The 15,679-nt window shown below is 36.4% G+C and carries 17 protein-coding genes and 1 tRNA gene; 6 read left to right on the forward strand and 12 right to left on the reverse strand.

Annotated features, from left to right (window positions below):
* Nucleotides 1-46: 46 nt before the first annotated feature.
* The 3 genes from LC419_RS07710 to LC419_RS07720 all read right to left on the reverse strand — a co-directional run bounded on the left by LC419_RS07710 (nt 47) and on the right by LC419_RS07720 (nt 1,982).
* The gene (locus LC419_RS07710) at nt 47-418 is read right to left on the reverse strand and encodes an NADH-quinone oxidoreductase subunit A (RefSeq protein WP_034730696.1); all 372 of its coding nucleotides are present in this window, start codon (nt 416-418) and stop codon (nt 47-49) included.
* Between the two features lie 121 nt (nt 419-539).
* Nucleotides 540-716 carry a hypothetical protein gene (locus LC419_RS07715; protein WP_223606804.1) on the reverse strand — a complete coding sequence of 59 codons (177 nt, stop codon included), beginning with the start codon at nt 714-716 and terminating at the stop codon, nt 540-542.
* A 132-nt stretch (nt 717-848) separates the two neighbouring features.
* Entirely contained in the window at nt 849-1,982 is a 1,134-nt protein-coding gene (locus tag LC419_RS07720; protein ID WP_223606805.1) for a GNAT family N-acetyltransferase, read from the reverse strand.
* A gap of 104 nt (nt 1,983-2,086) precedes the next feature.
* Here LC419_RS07720 and LC419_RS07725 point away from each other — a divergent pair, with 104 nt between their 5' ends.
* Nucleotides 2,087-2,797: a zinc metallopeptidase gene (locus LC419_RS07725; protein WP_047454732.1), complete on the forward strand. Its 711-nt coding sequence runs from the start codon at nt 2,087-2,089 to the stop codon at nt 2,795-2,797.
* Here the strand turns inward: LC419_RS07725 and LC419_RS07730 are convergent.
* The 8 genes from LC419_RS07730 to rbfA all read right to left on the reverse strand — a co-directional run bounded on the left by LC419_RS07730 (nt 2,794) and on the right by rbfA (nt 11,438).
* Nucleotides 2,794-3,396 carry a YigZ family protein gene (locus tag LC419_RS07730; protein WP_223606806.1) on the reverse strand — a complete coding sequence of 201 codons (603 nt, stop codon included), beginning with the start codon at nt 3,394-3,396 and terminating at the stop codon, nt 2,794-2,796. The two genes, LC419_RS07725 and LC419_RS07730, sit on opposite strands and share 4 nt — an antisense overlap.
* A 483-nt stretch (nt 3,397-3,879) precedes the next feature.
* Complete coding sequence (locus LC419_RS07735; protein ID WP_223606807.1) at nt 3,880-4,068, reverse strand: hypothetical protein; 189 nt, start codon at nt 4,066-4,068, stop codon at nt 3,880-3,882.
* Nucleotides 4,069-4,234: 166 nt separating this feature from the next.
* On the reverse strand, nt 4,235-5,263 hold the full coding sequence (gene ribD, locus LC419_RS07740) for a bifunctional diaminohydroxyphosphoribosylaminopyrimidine deaminase/5-amino-6-(5-phosphoribosylamino)uracil reductase RibD (RefSeq protein ID WP_223606808.1): 1,029 nt from the start codon (nt 5,261-5,263) through the stop codon (nt 4,235-4,237).
* A gap of 63 nt (nt 5,264-5,326) precedes the next feature.
* Nucleotides 5,327-7,132, reverse strand: a complete 1,806-nt coding sequence (locus LC419_RS07745) for a DUF349 domain-containing protein (RefSeq protein ID WP_223606809.1) — start codon at nt 7,130-7,132, stop codon at nt 5,327-5,329.
* Between the two features lie 76 nt (nt 7,133-7,208).
* Nucleotides 7,209-7,946 (reverse strand): shikimate dehydrogenase, encoded by a 738-nt coding sequence (locus tag LC419_RS07750; protein WP_223606810.1) that lies wholly within the window; start codon nt 7,944-7,946, stop codon nt 7,209-7,211.
* Nucleotides 7,947-8,007: 61 nt separating this feature from the next.
* Nucleotides 8,008-9,798, reverse strand: coding sequence for an endonuclease (locus LC419_RS07755; protein WP_223606811.1), 1,791 nt, complete (start codon nt 9,796-9,798; stop codon nt 8,008-8,010).
* 70 nt (nt 9,799-9,868) lie between these two features.
* Nucleotides 9,869-11,074 (reverse strand): ABC transporter permease, encoded by a 1,206-nt coding sequence (locus LC419_RS07760; RefSeq protein ID WP_223606812.1) that lies wholly within the window; start codon nt 11,072-11,074, stop codon nt 9,869-9,871.
* Between the two features lie 4 nt (nt 11,075-11,078).
* Nucleotides 11,079-11,438, reverse strand: coding sequence for a 30S ribosome-binding factor RbfA (gene rbfA / locus LC419_RS07765; RefSeq protein WP_111960081.1), 360 nt, complete (start codon nt 11,436-11,438; stop codon nt 11,079-11,081).
* A 95-nt stretch (nt 11,439-11,533) separates the two neighbouring features.
* Between rbfA and mce the strand changes: the two genes are divergently transcribed.
* The gene (gene mce, locus LC419_RS07770) at nt 11,534-11,932 is read left to right on the forward strand and encodes a methylmalonyl-CoA epimerase (protein ID WP_223606813.1); all 399 of its coding nucleotides are present in this window, start codon (nt 11,534-11,536) and stop codon (nt 11,930-11,932) included.
* A gap of 62 nt (nt 11,933-11,994) precedes the next feature.
* Nucleotides 11,995-12,068, forward strand: a tRNA-Ile gene (locus LC419_RS07775).
* 72 nt (nt 12,069-12,140) lie between these two features.
* Here LC419_RS07775 and LC419_RS07780 read toward each other — a convergent pair.
* Nucleotides 12,141-12,422 (reverse strand): hypothetical protein, encoded by a 282-nt coding sequence (locus LC419_RS07780; protein WP_223606814.1) that lies wholly within the window; start codon nt 12,420-12,422, stop codon nt 12,141-12,143.
* Nucleotides 12,423-12,471: 49 nt separating this feature from the next.
* Here LC419_RS07780 and LC419_RS07785 point away from each other — a divergent pair, with 49 nt between their 5' ends.
* From LC419_RS07785 to LC419_RS07795, 3 genes are all read left to right on the forward strand, one after another.
* Nucleotides 12,472-12,786: a hypothetical protein gene (locus LC419_RS07785; RefSeq protein ID WP_223606815.1), complete on the forward strand. Its 315-nt coding sequence runs from the start codon at nt 12,472-12,474 to the stop codon at nt 12,784-12,786.
* Between the two features lie 210 nt (nt 12,787-12,996).
* Entirely contained in the window at nt 12,997-14,445 is a 1,449-nt protein-coding gene (locus tag LC419_RS07790) for a hypothetical protein (RefSeq protein WP_223606816.1), read from the forward strand.
* Between the two features lie 34 nt (nt 14,446-14,479).
* A complete protein-coding gene (locus LC419_RS07795) occupies nt 14,480-15,679 on the forward strand; it encodes a JAB-like toxin 1 domain-containing protein (protein WP_223606817.1) in 1,200 nt (399 codons plus the stop codon).

Below are 15,679 nucleotides of genomic sequence, written 5' to 3' on the forward strand. Positions count from 1 at the left end.
CCATCTTTAAATTCGTTAAATACATTAAATCTTTTAATGTTAAAGTTTATTTATCCCAATCTAATGCACCGCGTTTCCAAACATAGAAAAACGCCATGAAGAAGATCGCGACGAAGGTAAGTACGGCCAGGAATCCTTCTACTCCGAATTCTCTGAAGTTAACCGCATATGGGTAAAAAAATACGATTTCAATATCGAATAGTACGAACAATACCGCAGTCAGGAAGTATTTAATAGAAAACGGTGTTCTCGCATTGCCTTCCACAGGAACTCCACATTCCCAGCTTTGGTTTTTTACAGAATTTCCTTTCTTCTGTTTCGGTCCCAGAAAATGGGCTCCAAGCAAAGAAACGGCTACAAATGCCACTGCTACACCTGCTTGAAGAAGGATTGGAATATAACTTTCAGGTAAATTCATTTTTGCATTATTATCTCAATTTGCAAATTTAGCGAATAAACAAGAAAGCATGAAATTAATAAGCCTAAAAGTGGGTTGAAAATAGGGAAAACCGGTAATTTAGAATCAATAAAAATAGTGTTTATTTCTTCATTTTTCTAAGCAGAGAATAGGCCATGAATGATATATATCCGAACAGAATACTGGCTAAGATTATGTTAACTACCGTGTTCATCCTGTCATCCTCGATCCGGAAAAAGAAGTTGTAGGCGATAAATGTTGCGATAAGAACGGCGAAAACAATGAGATGTGGTTTCATGGGGTAGGGATGCGTATTACGGGTTGTGAGGTACGGGGTTCATGTTGCAAGGTGAAAAATATGAGTTATTAGTTATTGGTTTGAAATAAGTCACTAATAACTCATCAACGATTACTCATTGCTCATTACTCATTACTCATTACTTATCATTAATGAGTAGGTTCTTCTTCTCTTGTGGTTCACCGGATTGTAGTCCTGCCACAGAACCTGAACACTTTTATTTTCTTCCAGTTCCGGGTTGGTTTCGGCAAAATCAATTCCCATACTGGTAAAACGCACGAAAATTTCTTTGAATATAATGGCGGTAACCCCACGTCTCTGGTACTCGGGATGAATTCCAATCAGATAGAAATTGGCGCGGTCGTTTTTCTTTCCAGCCTGTAAAAAGTGCCACCATCCGAAAGGAAACAGCTTTCCTTTAGATTTCTGCAGTGCCTTTGAATAAGAAGGCATAGTGATGGCAAATGAAACCAATTCGTTATTTTCATCTACAACACAGATAACGTAGTTTTTGTCTATAAACGGGAAATATTTTTCTCTGTAGGTCTGGATCTGCTCGTCTGAAATAGGCGTGTAGGTAGAAAGGTGTTTATAGGTTTCGTCAAGAAGCTTAAACATGGGCTCTACAAACGGAAGTATTTCCTGTTTTGACTTGAAGTTTAGAACCTTAAGTTTGTATTTCTGTGCGATCAGACCACTGAATTTCTCTACTTTTTCAGGAAGAACCTTCGGGAAATTCATTTCATATTCTACCCATTCTTTTTCTTTGGTCAAACCGAGGTCTTCCAGATGTTTGGGATAGTATTCATGATTGTAGATTCCGATCATGGTGGCTAATTTGTCAAATCCCATGGTTAGCATTCCTGCCTTATCAAGATTGGTAAAGCCCATCGGTCCTTCGATCTTGTCTATATGATGTTCTTTAGCGTAATCTATTGCTTTTTGGATCAGGGCTTTAGAAACTTCTTTGTCATCTATGAAATCGATCCATCCGAAACGAACCTTTTTAATACCCAGTTCCTTTTCCTCTTTGTTATTGATGATCACAGCAATTCTTCCAACCACTTTATTGTCTTTTAACGCCAGAAACTGTTTGGATTTTGAATAATGTAAAGCCGGATTTTCTTTGGCGTCCCAGATTTTAAATTCATCTTTGATAAAAGAAGGAACATAATACGGGTTGTTTTTATAAAGATCCATTGGAAACCTTACGAATTGTTTTAATTCACTTTGATTTTTTACTTCAATAACTGAAACTGCAGACATAATTAGTGGGTAATTAGAGGACAAATATAAATAATAAAATGTAATACTTTGGCACAGTTTTTACATCATTATGGTTAAAATTCAAACACAAAAATCTATATAAAATGACGGGTTATTATATCATTATCGGTATTTCAATGCTGGTGAGCTGGTGGGTTTCATCAAGGTTGAAGTCGAAATTTGAATATTATTCCAATGTACATCTGAGAAATGGTCTATCGGGAAAAGAAGTGGCAGAAAAAATGCTTAGAGATAACGGGATCAATGATGTACAGGTAATTTCAGTTCCCGGTCAGCTGACGGACCACTATAATCCGGCAGATAAAACAGTCAATCTTTCTGAAGGAGTCTATATGCAGAGAAACGCGGCTGCGGCTGCGGTGGCAGCTCATGAATGCGGTCATGCCGTACAGCATGCGGTAGGATATTCAATGCTGAATCTGCGTTCCAAACTGGTTCCTGTTGTTAATATAACATCTAATCTGATGCAGTTTGTCCTGCTTGCAGGTATCGGGATCATGGCGGCTACAAGGTCTATTGAAGATCCGAACGGAAATACAGCCGTTCTGGCCATAGGAGTAGCGATGTTTGCCATGACGACACTCTTCGCTTTTGTAACGCTTCCCGTTGAATATGATGCGAGCAACAGAGCGATGAAATGGCTTAAAGATACAGGGACGGTGACTCAGGAAGAATTCGTAGGCGTACAGGACAGTTTGAAATGGGCAGCAAGAACCTATGTGGTGGCAGCCATCGGATCGCTGGCACAGCTTCTTTACTGGGGATCTTTACTGCTTGGCGGAAGAAGAAATTAATCTTTAAATTCAAATGAAACATACTGCATCTCGGATAATTTGTCTGAGATGCTTTCTTTTTGGGCTAGTTTTAAAGACGCGGTCAGGATGCAGTTTTCATGAGCATCGAAATTCATAACCTTCGCATCAAATTTAGAAAGTAGGGTGAAGATGGTATTTTGCTGATTGAAGTTAAACTGAATTTCAATTTCTGCTTCAAGTTCCCTGGTGATGATATTCGCTTCTTCGAGGGTGATCTTTGCACATTCTTTATACGCTTTTACCAAACCGGAAACGCCAAGTTTTGTTCCGCCGTAGTAACGTACCGAAATCACAAGAACGTTGGTGATTTCATGAGCTAAAAGCTGATTGTAAATAGGAAGTCCTGCACTTCCTGAAGGCTCACCGTCATCGTTAGCCCGGTAATTTTCCCCTTCAAGTCCCATTCTGAAAGCGTAACAGTGGTGGGTTGCCTTCGGGTGTTCTGCTCTTACTTTTTCCAGTGCGTTTTTCAGCTCCTTTTCATTATTAACAGGAAATGCAAATCCGATGAATTTGCTTCCTTTTTCTTTTAATAAAGTGTTTTCTATGGGGTTTTCTATGGTTTTGTATTCGAACATACCGTTCTGTAACTTTTGGACTGCAAATTTACGGTTTATATATTGATAAAAAAAAGAGCGTTTCCGCTCCTTCTTATTTTAAATACATATGGTACCATTTGGTTTACAGACTTCACTGGCGTCCGTGGGAACGCATCTAAAGTAACCGGGTCTGCAAGGACAAAAGTAGGTGCCATTTGCTAAATAATAACATCCCTGGATTCCTCCCTGAACGGTCTTTAATTCTCTGATTGATAGTTTTCTTAAATTTTTCATGTAATATTGAATTTGATGGTTAGTTTAATAAAAAGATAAGGAATTAAATCCAATAAAAGTGAAAAGATAAAAAATATTTTTTTATGTTAAGTTTTGAATAATAGGTATTTAAGGTTGTTTTTGATTATTATATTGATATAAAAAAGTAATGTACATGCTGAAGAATCAATAAAGAAGCCGTCAAAATATTTGACAGCTCCTTACATTTTCTTAATTTATACTTAATGGCTAGATTCCATTTCCACAAAGATCCATTGGAATTAAGCACATATAACTTGTAGGACCACAAAAATCCTGAGGACATTTGTCTCTGCATCTTGTAGGTTCACCGTTAGGCAACTTGCAGTCTACAAATACCAGAGCGCCACCACTAACGCTTTTTAAGTCGGTTCTTGAAATTTTCTTTAAGTTTTTCATGTAATAATAATTTATATTTTAATTCACCATTAAGTTACTTAATTAGTTTCAGCTGAAAATGTGATTTTTAGAGAATTTTATTATGTTAAATTACTATTATAAAGATATTGATGATAGAATGTGTTATGAATGGCTTAAAATCATTTTCCATTGATATGGTGTTCATCTAAATGATCGGCTTATAAAATGAAAGGGTATTATCTCTTAAAGCTTTTATATCATTAGGTTTTACATTCATTATAGGAGCTTTCGTTCCGTTTTCCAGTTTTAATTCTTCGTTTTTAATGACAATCGCTTCATCCCAGAGATTTGCTTTAATGAACTGCAGTAGAGTATAGCTCCCGCCTTCTATAATGACGGATTGGATCTGTTCCTTATAGAGTGCAGTCATCAGATCAGGCAGGAAATTCTCTTTTCCAACTTTGATCAATTTGATATTGTTTTCTGTTCCTTCTTTTAAAGAATTGATGACCAACGTTTCGGCTTCGTCATTATACATTTTAAAATCTCGCGGAACTTTTAAATCGAAATCGATGAGAATTCTTACCGGATTTACGCCGTCAGCATTTCTTACCGTCAAACTGGGATTATCATTCAAAGCCGTCTGTGTTCCGACTAAAATGGCATGTTCATCAGCTCTTAATTGATGCACAAACTGGTTCACCAAAGAATTTGAAATGGCAGTAGGTTTAAAATCCTTATCTAAAAATCCGTCTCCGGATTCTGCCCATTTTAGAATGATGTAAGGTCTCTTTTTTTCGTGATAGGTAAAAAATCGCTTATTTAATTGAATGCATTCTTTTTCCAGTACTCCGGAAACGGCTTCTATTCCTGCATCCTGAATGATTTTCTTTCCTTTTCCGTTTACTTTATCATGAGAATCCATGGCACCGATTACTACCTTTTTAAAACCAAGTTCTTTAATTTTTAAGGCACAAGGAGGTGTTTTCCCATAATGAGCACACGGCTCCAGGGAGACATAGATCGTAGATTCCGGGATCAGGCTTTTATCCTCTACAGAATTGATGGCATTGATCTCAGCATGATTTTCGCCGGCTTTATGGTGATAGCCTTCCCCGATGATCTTTCCATTATGGACGATCACGCTGCCAACAAGAGGATTAGGATAGGTTTTGCCCAGTGCTTTTTGGGCGAGTTCAATGCATCTTTTGATATATAATTCGTCGTTGCTCATAGGGGTAAAAGAAAAAGCGAAGACAAATTTCTTTGCTTCGCCTTTATGATATTGTTTAATAGATTACTCTCCTGCAATGATACTGTGCAGATTTTGTCTTAAAGTTTCAAGATGTGCTTTCTTCTCGTCGATAGTATTGAAGGTATCTCTTAGAAGTGGATTTTCTTTTGATGGGTTTTTGAAGAATGACAGGTTGTTTTCCAGTTTTACAATTTCGCCTTCAAGGTCAGAGATCTGGCTCTTGATTTTTCTTGCTTTATCCGTAAGCTGGTTTTCTGTTAATCCTTCTTCTTTTAGTTCAAGCTCATTGATCTTATTCAGCTTCAGCTTTTCTCTCAATGTTCTGTTGAATTCGGTATTGATCGCGATTTTGTCTCTCGGTACTTTCCCGATATTGTTCCAGGCTGTTTTTATCGCTTCAATTTTTTCAATGCTGCCTTCGTCATTGGAAACTGTTTTCAGGTCTTCAAGAATTTCTTTTTTCTGTTTGTAATTCTCTTTCCAGTTATCGTTGGACGCATTGTTTTTCTCTCTGTAATTATTAAAGAACGTATTACATGCATCGCGGAATTCATCCCAGATTTTATTGGTCATGCTCTTTGGTACGTGCCCTATTTTTTTCCAGTCTTCCTGAAGCTTTTTGAATAACGGAACCGCAATGTCCCATTCTTCGTTGTTCATATTGTCCTGAGCAGTCTGGATCAGTTTTAATTTATCTTCCAGATTGGCCTGCTGAGAACCTTTCAGAGATTTATAGTAATTGTTCTTTGTGGTGTTAAAAGCTCTAAGCGTTGTTTTGAAATCATTCCAGTTCTGGTTGGACAGTTTTCTTGGAACGCTTCCTGTTTTTAAAAACTCGGTACGAAGGTCTTCCACTCTTTTGATGGAGTTCTGCCAGTAACCGTGGTTAGGCGTTTCAGAAGGTTCAGATAATTTTTTAATTTCTGCGATGATCTGGTTTTTCTTTTCAAGATTATCATTCTGTTCTCCTTCAATTGCGGCAGAAAGTTCAGATTTTCTTTCGTGAATCTTGTTGGAAATTTCTTTGAATTCTTCCCATGTTTTTTCACGGAATTCTTCAGCTACCGGTTCAGCTTCTTCCTTCCAGAGTTTGTGAAGGTATTGAAGCTCATTCAATGCCTTCTGAATCACTGGCTCGCTTTCCAGTTCTTTGGCGCGGGCAATGATGTGCTGTCTTTTCTCCAGGTTGTGGCTGAATTCCTGCTCTAAGAATTCTTTATTCAGATCCAGCATCTGATAAAACTGATTCAGGTGGTGGAAATAATTATTGTTAAGGATCTTAAATTCAGATTTTGCTACCTGTCCGGCTTTTGACCATTCTTCTTTGATCTCACGGATAGATTTGAAAAGGTTGGTTCCCGGCTCAGAATTGGTGTAAAGATTTTTAAGTCTCTCTATGATATTCTGACGGTGATCAAGATTTTTCTTTTGCTCTTCATCCTGAGATCTCTGGTAAGTGTCGTGCTTTTCTCTGAAAATATTGATCAGAGCAGAGAGTTTAGATTGGGAAGGGTGCTCATAGCTGAAATTTTCAGGAGCATTTCCACCTTCAGCATATTCATGCTTTTTGTCTTCCACCTCATCATGAATGTAATGACTTGCTTTTTCTTTTAACTGATTGAATCTTTTGAAATTTTCACCAGCATTGGCCGTGTTAATGATTTTTTCCATTTCTTTTAAAGCATCAGCCAGAGAAATATCATCAGTGTGATCCTCTTCAAGGTGTTCTACTTCATCATCATGAGCACTTTCACCATGAGGTACGGGCGTTTCTGACGTTTCCTCCTGAGATACTTCGTTAGGAATTTTATTTTCTTCGTTTTCAGAAAGATTGTTTTCTGTAGTCATAGCAAATCTTTTATGTGAGTGGCGTTAATATCCTTTTGATATATAGCTGTAAAGCCAATTAAGGTACTAATTTAGGTTATTTTTTTTGAAAATTCCAAATTTCCCAAGCTTTTTCTGCTTGCTGTTCAAGCATGTAATACCCGTTCACCGTTTTGGCTCCTTTTTCGGATGCTTTAATGATGAATTGAGTATAGTTCGGGTTGTAAATGAGGTCGATGATCAGATGTTCCGAAGTGATTCCTTCAAAAGGAAATTCCAGGCAGTCTTCCACATTCGGGAATGTGCCTACCGGAGTACACTGGATGATGATTTTATGGTCTCGAACCGTCTCGCTGTCGAGGTTTTCAAAATTGATTTCAGAATTTCTGGAAACGGTGATGGCTGGAATTCCGTGTTTATCCATTACATATTTTACCGCTTTTGCAGCGCCTCCGTTTCCGAGAATCAATGCTTTGTCCTGATAGGCTTTCTTATGGAGCAAAAGTGTTTTTTCAAAACCGAAAGCATCCGTATTGTAGCCGATTTTTTTACCGTCTCTGATCAAAACACAGTTCACAGCACCAATTTTTTCAGCTTCATCGCTGAGCCCGTCAAGATAATCAACAATCTTTTCCTTATATGGGATGGTGACATTGAATCCTAAAAGTTCCGGATCGGTAAGGAGATTCTCTACTTCATCAATTTCATTCAAATCAAAAATATCGTAGGTAAAGTCTTTCAGCATCAGCTTCTGGAACTTGTCTTCAAAGAATTTTTTAGAAAAGGAGTAGGAAATGTTTTTTCCTATTAATCCTAATTTTTTATTGGAATCCATACATCAAAAATAAAAAAAAGACCGAATAAATCGGTCTGTGTAGTCAAATATTTTTTAAGGTTTATTCTACAATGAATTTTGTAGAGAAACTGTCTGTTTTCAGGATATAATTTCCTTTGGTAAGTCCTTTAAGGTTGATCTTATTAGAGTTTTTGAAAGGATTTTCAATCACTTCAATAAGTTTTCCGGAAAGGTCATAGATCTGAGCTTTTGAAATTTTGCTTAAGTTTTCACCTTTTACAAATAATTCATTGTTTTTTACCGGGTTAGGGTAGATCGTGAATTCAGATTTGTCTTTTTTCACATCTGAAGTACCCAGGACACTGTAGCAGGTCCATGTAAGGTCATCCAATGCGACTCTGTTTCCGCTGGAGGATACAGGATTAACAATTTTAATCACTACGTTTCCACTGACATTAATATTATTGATGTTCAATGTAGATACTGATTTATCTGCTGTATAAGCTATAGTACCAACCTGTACATCATTGATTAATACATTAAGGGTCCCTGCTGTACTCCCGTACTTAAGTTGGGTTTTTATTTCTAAGTTCTGGATACCTCCTGTAATGGTAGAGCTTGTAAGATTACCATTTCTGATGGTAATGGCTTTTCCGTTAATAGTTTCGTCAGTTCTTGCGAAAGTAGCGGTCCATGTGATATTGTTATTGGTCCATGTTCTTGTGTCGTAGCTTGAAGCCGATCCTGGAATCATTTCGAAATTTTCTGTTCCGCAACTTGTGTTTCCTGGCTGTCCTGCCAATGTTGTTTCTGTTGCTATATTGCTCTGAGGAGAAGGGTTTCCTGCTGCATCTTTGGCAATTACATAGAATGTATAAGTAGTAGAAGGTGCCAGTCCCTGAACCGTTGCTGTCGTTCCTGAAACGGTCGTTTTCAAAACTCCGTTGGCATATACCTCATAAACTGCTACACCAATATTGTCCGTAGCAGCTGTCCAGCTTAGAGAGATGGTATTGGATGTAGGATTTGAAGCAGTAAGGTTAGTCGCAGCTGTTGGAGCTTGTGTATCTACAACAGGTGTTCCCCAGATCTGGTTAACGTAAGCCGGGTTGTCGATAAAAGGATTTCTGTTTCCCTGATAGGTATAAGATGCATTGTTTCTTGCTACTTCTTCAGCAGATACTGGATCCATTGTATGCCAGGCTAAAAGCTGATTAAGTTCCCATTGCTGAAGTCCCGGATATGTACTTCCTCCAAGCATATTTCCGGTACTGAAACCAGGAAGTTCAACCTCATATCTTGTTACAAAGTAAAAGATCATTCTGGCTACATCACCTTTGAATGCGTCAATTGGTTCAAATACAGTTCCACCATATCCTGCAGATACAGAGTTTCCAAGTTTAGATCCGTTATCGGAAGTAAAAGAAGGAGTTCCTACTTTTCCAAAAGGGAAATTAGATCTCATTCCATTTACTTTTCCGTCTGTTGGGCGGATGAAGTGAATGTCTGAAACCATTGGGCTTTGTTCGTTGAAAAAACTTTGAGGTACAATGTGTTCTCTGTTGTAACAATCTCCTTCGCTATTGTATTGTCCACATTGATTCGTTACTAATGTATAGGTATACGGATCCGGTCCGGTAGGGTTTTCAGAATAGATATCTAAAATCTTTCCATCGTTTTCGTAAAAGTAGTCACGGTCTGTAGTGGCATAACCTGTCCATAGGCCGTTGTAGCCTTTGTCCTGATGCCCCTGCTTGATAATACCTCTAAGTGCAGTCTTAAGAGGTGCTAGGGTTAAACCGGCCGCGGCATCGTAATAACCGGCAGGTGCCTGTGCTGATACAATGATAATTGTAAAACTCAGCAAAAAAAAGGATAAAATTCGTTTCATTTAAAAAAAATTGGGCCGTAAAGGTACAAAAAATTGAAAATGAAGTATATTTTATTTTAAATCTAGTGTATTAACTTTTAGTAATATAGTCTTTGCTGATCTTAGAAAAGAACCATGAAATAATGATCCCGAACAGGGAAGCCGTGAAGGCTACGATAAGATAATTTTTTCCGACAATCTTTACAGGGAAAGGAAGAATTTCATTAGCTCTGAAGAATTCCGTATAAAGCTGGAAATAGCAAAGTAGGGTTCCCATAATTAATCCTGAGATCACACCTGAAATTACAATAAGAAGTCCGGTGTAGAAATACGTCATTCTTAAATGGCTTATCGGGAAGCCTAATGAAATAAGGGATCTTGACTGTTCTTTTTTGTCAAGCTGGAGAATAATGATGGCTCCAGCCAAATTAAAGGTGGTAATGAAGATCACCAGTGCAAAAATCAGATAGATGAACATTTTTTCTGTATTGATCATCTTCCAGAAGGCTGCATTTTCTTCCTCTTTGGTTTTTATCTCAATATTTTTTCCCAGTGAATTAAGAAGACTCTGTTTTACCACATCTGCATTTTCCGGATTCTTTAATTTAATAACGATCTGGTACGCTGATTTCTTTGGTAAACTAAGCAGTTCTTCAGTCAATTCAATAGGGGCAATGATATAACTGTCCAACTGATCTTTCCCTGGAAAAACGCCCGTAACAAGAAAATCTCTCTTATTATAGATGTCTTCTTCCTTATTAATGATACCGGTTCCTGGCTTAGGCATGAATATCGTGGCATAATTACTCGTGGAGTCAATGGGAATGGACAGCCTGTTATGCAGGTTGGTTTCCATCAATACTTCATTGGAATATTTGAAACTTGGATACGTTCCGTAGAATACGTCTTTATCAATAGGATTAACCCTTGTATAAGCAGAATCTACACCTCTTAAATAAGCGATATCACCTTTGCCTTTATAGTTGACATAGACTTTTTCCTCAATGACACGGGAAAAACTGCTGATGGCTTTGTTGTTGTTTAAAACAGAAGTGACCTTATCCAGATCTTTCACCGTTTTCCCTGAAGCACTTTTCAGGGTCAGGTCTGCGTGAAGATTGGAGATCAGGTCTTTGTTCAGGGTTTCAAGCCCCGAAAATACTGAAATGATCACGAACATTGCAGTCACAGCAACCGTCATGGCACCTACCGAAAGCCAAGTAATGAACGTCACGGCGGTACTTCCTTTTTTTGCCAAAAGGTATCTGGATGCTATGTAAAATGCAATATTCTTCAAGATCTTATAAAACAGGATTGTCGCCTTCGCCTCTTAATTCTCTTTCCAATTTTTCAACGTCATCAAGAGCCGTGTCTAAATAAAAATTAAGTTGCGGAATGATACGTACCTGTTTTGCCATTTTCTGGCCGATAAAATTTCTGTACTGAGGTTTGTTTTCCTCGATTTCCTTCATCACCGCGGAACGGAATTCCTGCGGGAAAATGCTTAAATAAATTTTAGCGATACCCAGATCTGCCGATACTTTTACGTCTGAAACGGATACCAATATACTTTGCTTGCTTTCTGAAGCCTGTTTGCGGAAAAGCTCTGCGAAGTCTTCCTGGATGATCTGTGCTACTTTTCTTTGTCTGTTACTTTCCATAAGTTATGCAAATTTAGTACTTTTGTTTGAATTGATACCTTTGAAATTCAGCTCCGGTATCAAATTTACGATTTAATTATATTTATTAGTATTTTATGAAGCTAGAACATATCGGTATTGCCGTAAAATCTTTGGGAGTTTCTGATGAGCTTTTTGCCAAATTATTAGGAAAAGAATCCTACAAAAAAGAAAGTGTGGAAAGGGAAGGAGTGATCACTTCTTTTTACGGAACGGGAGAAAGCAAAATTGAATTGCTGGAGGCCAGTAACCCAGAAAGTCCGATCTCCAAATTTATTGATAAAAAGGGCGAAGGTATCCATCATCTGGCATTTGGCGTAGAAAATATCCTGGAAGAGGTTGAAAGATTAAAAAAAGAAGGATTCCAGTTTATCTCCGAAGAACCGAAAGAAGGTGCTGATAACAAATTAGTTGTCTTCCTGCACCCGAAATCCACGAATGGCGTACTGGTAGAACTTTGTCAAGAAAAGCAATAAAAAGTTTTGTAGTGAAGGAAATTTTGCTATTTTTGCAATCACAAAATTTAACCAAGTTTTGAGGTCCTATAGCTCAGTTGGTTAGAGCACCTGACTCATAATCAGGTGGTCCCTGGTTCGAGCCCAGGTGGGACCACTGAAAATCAGACACTTACAATAATGTATGTGTCTTTTTTTTATGTTGTTGCAAGATTGTTGCAAGAAGTTATTATTTATTTTTGTTTTTGTAGGAATTTAAGATTGAAGGGTTTTCGGTAACTGGAAAATCTTCAAAAATATCTATCAATAATTTTCCTAAATTTTCCTTTCCATGTTCATTTTTATGTTTAAAGTCCGGAAATTTGAATAATGAAGTTTTCCGTAGTATTCTATTTTTTTTATTCTTTGAATACTCATGAATTAATTTAAAAATATTTACATCTACTTTCAATTGGGCAGATATCGCTATAACTCCGGAAGCAGATAACCTGATAGATAATGCTGAGTTCATCTTGCAATATAATTTGAGTGACGAACAGATTGTAAAACTCAAGAAGATTATGAGTGATCCCAATCCGGACCCGCAAAACCTTTCAGGAAAACCATGTACTTCTGAAACCAAAGAATGCAAATGGTGTGGTAAGGAATTCTCTCTTGAAAGTGAATACTATTCATCCAAACAATTATTAAGTAATATTGTGGAACCGATTGAGGATCCTATAGAAGTAATCGGTTTATTTGTAAACCTTGGTCGTGTTGATCCAATCTTGTGTATTGAAAGTTATGAGACTGGAAATAAATATCAATGTATTGTTCTTGAAAAGAAAGATTTCTGTTCTTTAAAATGTGAAAAAGAATATCAAATTCATCGCTAAGTAGAAGGAAACATTCAATTGAAAGTGGAAAAATTTATATTCTGTCAAATTCCAATTAAGAAACACAAAATATTTTAAATTTATTTTTAACACGACAGATTTTGTCGTCTTGACATTCTAGTTTTGTGATATCAAAATGAGAAATTTACAGTTTCCCCCAGAGTTGGGAAATAAAAAAATATGTAAATTGTAACCCAAACACTTAATGCAGTGCAGAAAATTTATTTTAGTTCTATTCTCTTATCTTTAAGTCTATTAGGATTCTCACAGATTCCTAATTTACCAACAAGAGAACAGCCTAATCCTAATACTTTTCAGAATTATTCTGATAAGAATTTTGTCAGTCCTCAAAAGAACAAAAATATTCCGGCTCTCCCTTCGTCATTTTCAAACTCTAATGTTTCCAGAATACAACAACAAAATATGGCTATGGTACAGAATGACTTTAAGAGAGTTGAAGCAGAAGAAGGAGCAAGAAACCACCAGAGATATTCTAATGAAACTCAAGAACAAGAAGGAAAAACCTATCTTTTAAACTCATTGGCTGACAAAACGGGAGTAAAAGCTTACTACACAGCATTTAATAATCTTTCAAAATTTAATCCTGAAGATTATTCCATTGCGGATGCTGTTTTTATTGTTGAGAATGCCTATTACAATAATGATAAGAATTTTCAGAGTACATTCCAAAATGGTATTCAGAAAGCCATAAAGGTCATTCAGAGCCAAATCAAGAATAAAAATATTGATGAGGATGATAACAGTTCAAAGAATTTAGCCATATTCCAGTATTTTGCTGATGACACCAAACAAAATGGAAAAGTAGTGCATAAAGCTATGAAATATGACTTTGATGATTACATGGGAGTAAAAGACTACTCCAAAATGTTTGTTTCTAAACTCATGAAATCCAATACAGGGCAATGTCATTCAATGCCATTATTATATCTAATTCTAGCTGAACAAATTGGGGCTGAAGCCTTTTTGGTCTTGTCTCCGAATCATTCCTATATTAGATACATGGATGATACCGGAGAAATGCAGAGTTTAGAACTTACTAACGGAATGTTTTCAGCTAATTCTTTTGTCCTTAATTCCGGTTATATTAAATCTGAGGCATTACAGAACAAACTCTATATGCAGAATTTGGATAAGAAACAAGTATTATCCCAAACATTTGTTGATTTAGCAAGTGGTTATATTCATAAATTCGGATATGATGAATTTGTTGGACAGATTATAAATAAAGCATTGGAACTTAACCCTAATAACATCAATGCTACATTGTGGAAAAGTAATACCGATCAGATCCGTTTTCAGGAAGTTTGTAAAAGATTGGGAATTAATTATGAGGACAAGCAGGAATTACAAAACATTCGAAATTATCCCAATTTAGTAGGACAACTTCAGGAGATTAATAATGAATTTGATAAAATTGACAAATCAGGATTCAGCATAATGCCACAGGAAGATTATGAACAATGGTTAGGTTCATTGAGTAATGCAGAAAATAAACAAAAGAGTGAAGAAATTGCAGAACGTATGAGAATCATTAATACTCAGAAGCAAAAGGAAGCCCAACAGAAACAAAAATTAAAACCGAACACTCCTAAAAAGGAAACTCCCAAAGTTTATACGATTCCTAAAGCGTGGTTATAAGTAAAGTTGTAAATTTAAAAAGCATAATTGTTATATGAAAAAAATTATATTTCTTGGTTTTTTGACCTTAGCAGGTATAACACAGGCACAGGTTAAGAAAAATAAAGCAAAGATATCAGAAAAAGAATGGATAAATCCGCTCAAACTGACAAAGGAAGAAAGAAATCGTCCTTATATGAGTGAAGTTTTGAAAACAAGAGATCCGTTAACACCAGAGGAAGCAGAAAGAAGACGTAAAAATATTGAAGCAGGAAACCCATTTAAGAAGTATGGATACTATCCCAAAGTTGCTACATTAAGCAAAGGGAAATATCTGGAATTTCATGATAAAGACAGTATTGTTGTCATTGGTTCAGTAAAGTTCAACACAAAAACACAAAAGATTGTTGAAGTGATGGATATTGACTTAACGAACCCCGATGCACAACCTATTGGTGATACTCATGGTAGATGGATGTCTCCTGACCCTTTAAGTGAAGAATTTTCAAGCTGGTCACCATATAATTATGTATTTAATAATCCCATAAGTTATATAGACCCTGACGGAATGGCTCCTCTTACTGACTATAAGTTATTGAAAAATGGTGAGGTTCAACGTGTAAATCCACTGGATGGCAGTGAAAAAGATAAATCTGATACACTCTTTGCAACAGATAGCAGAGGAAATGTAGATAAAAGTAAAAGTGTAACTGTGGCAAAAGATAAACCAAGTGACGGTTCTGTTATTAGTGGATTAAGTGAAGGAGGGGAACTAACTCCTAAAATATTAGGGCAATCTACAACTCCATATTTTTCAGAGGGTTTTACTCAAAACCTTAATGATGCTTTTAATGTTTATAATTTTTTAGATAATAATACTAATAGCGGAGTTGAATTTTCTTTAGCAAATTATAACGTTAATGGGCAGGATAATTTTCAAATTGCAACGATGCATGATATTGATGGTTCAAGAATATTTTCTAATAAATTTTCCCAAGATAATTTGGCTTGGTCGCTTCACAATCACGATGGAAAAATTGGTTTAGATTATAAAAACATTGGTAACCAATGGCATGCTGATAAGTCGACAATGTATGGGATTTTTAGAAGTAACCAAAGTAAAGGATTAGGAGATCCAAGATTTTTTACAGTTAATGATAACAATAGAATGATAGAAATTTCAAGAACAGGACCAAATACTAAACAAACGTATCCTTTTAATGTTCAATTTTTAAAAAATCTAAAAAGGAAATAA

It is taken from the genome of Chryseobacterium sp. OSA05B (genome assembly GCF_019970065.1).
In the GTDB taxonomy this organism is placed as follows: Bacteria; Bacteroidota; Bacteroidia; order Flavobacteriales; family Weeksellaceae; genus Chryseobacterium.

Excerpts from the sequence above, each read along its gene's own strand:
- mce (WP_223606813.1), top strand. The coding sequence starts at position 11,534 with ATGAAGCTAGAACATATCGGTATTGCCGTAAAATCTTTGGGAGTTTCT.
- LC419_RS07780 (WP_223606814.1), bottom strand. The coding sequence starts at position 12,422 with ATGAACTCAGCATTATCTATCAGGTTATCTGCTTCCGGAGTTATAGCG.
- LC419_RS07730 (WP_223606806.1), bottom strand. The coding sequence starts at position 3,396 with ATGTTCGAATACAAAACCATAGAAAACCCCATAGAAAACACTTTATTA.
- LC419_RS07755 (WP_223606811.1), bottom strand. The coding sequence starts at position 9,798 with ATGAAACGAATTTTATCCTTTTTTTTGCTGAGTTTTACAATTATCATT.
- LC419_RS07720 (WP_223606805.1), bottom strand. The coding sequence starts at position 1,982 with ATGTCTGCAGTTTCAGTTATTGAAGTAAAAAATCAAAGTGAATTAAAA.
- LC419_RS07735 (WP_223606807.1), bottom strand. The coding sequence starts at position 4,068 with ATGAAAAACTTAAAGAAAATTTCAAGAACCGACTTAAAAAGCGTTAGT.
- LC419_RS07725 (WP_047454732.1), top strand. The coding sequence starts at position 2,087 with ATGACGGGTTATTATATCATTATCGGTATTTCAATGCTGGTGAGCTGG.
- LC419_RS07710 (WP_034730696.1), bottom strand. The coding sequence starts at position 418 with ATGAATTTACCTGAAAGTTATATTCCAATCCTTCTTCAAGCAGGTGTA.
- rbfA (WP_111960081.1), bottom strand. The coding sequence starts at position 11,438 with ATGGAAAGTAACAGACAAAGAAAAGTAGCACAGATCATCCAGGAAGAC.
- LC419_RS07785 (WP_223606815.1), top strand. The coding sequence starts at position 12,472 with ATGAGTGATCCCAATCCGGACCCGCAAAACCTTTCAGGAAAACCATGT.
- ribD (WP_223606808.1), bottom strand. The coding sequence starts at position 5,263 with ATGAGCAACGACGAATTATATATCAAAAGATGCATTGAACTCGCCCAA.
- LC419_RS07745 (WP_223606809.1), bottom strand. The coding sequence starts at position 7,132 with ATGACTACAGAAAACAATCTTTCTGAAAACGAAGAAAATAAAATTCCT.
- LC419_RS07795 (WP_223606817.1), top strand. The coding sequence starts at position 14,480 with ATGAAAAAAATTATATTTCTTGGTTTTTTGACCTTAGCAGGTATAACA.
- LC419_RS07750 (WP_223606810.1), bottom strand. The coding sequence starts at position 7,946 with ATGGATTCCAATAAAAAATTAGGATTAATAGGAAAAAACATTTCCTAC.
- LC419_RS07715 (WP_223606804.1), bottom strand. The coding sequence starts at position 716 with ATGAAACCACATCTCATTGTTTTCGCCGTTCTTATCGCAACATTTATC.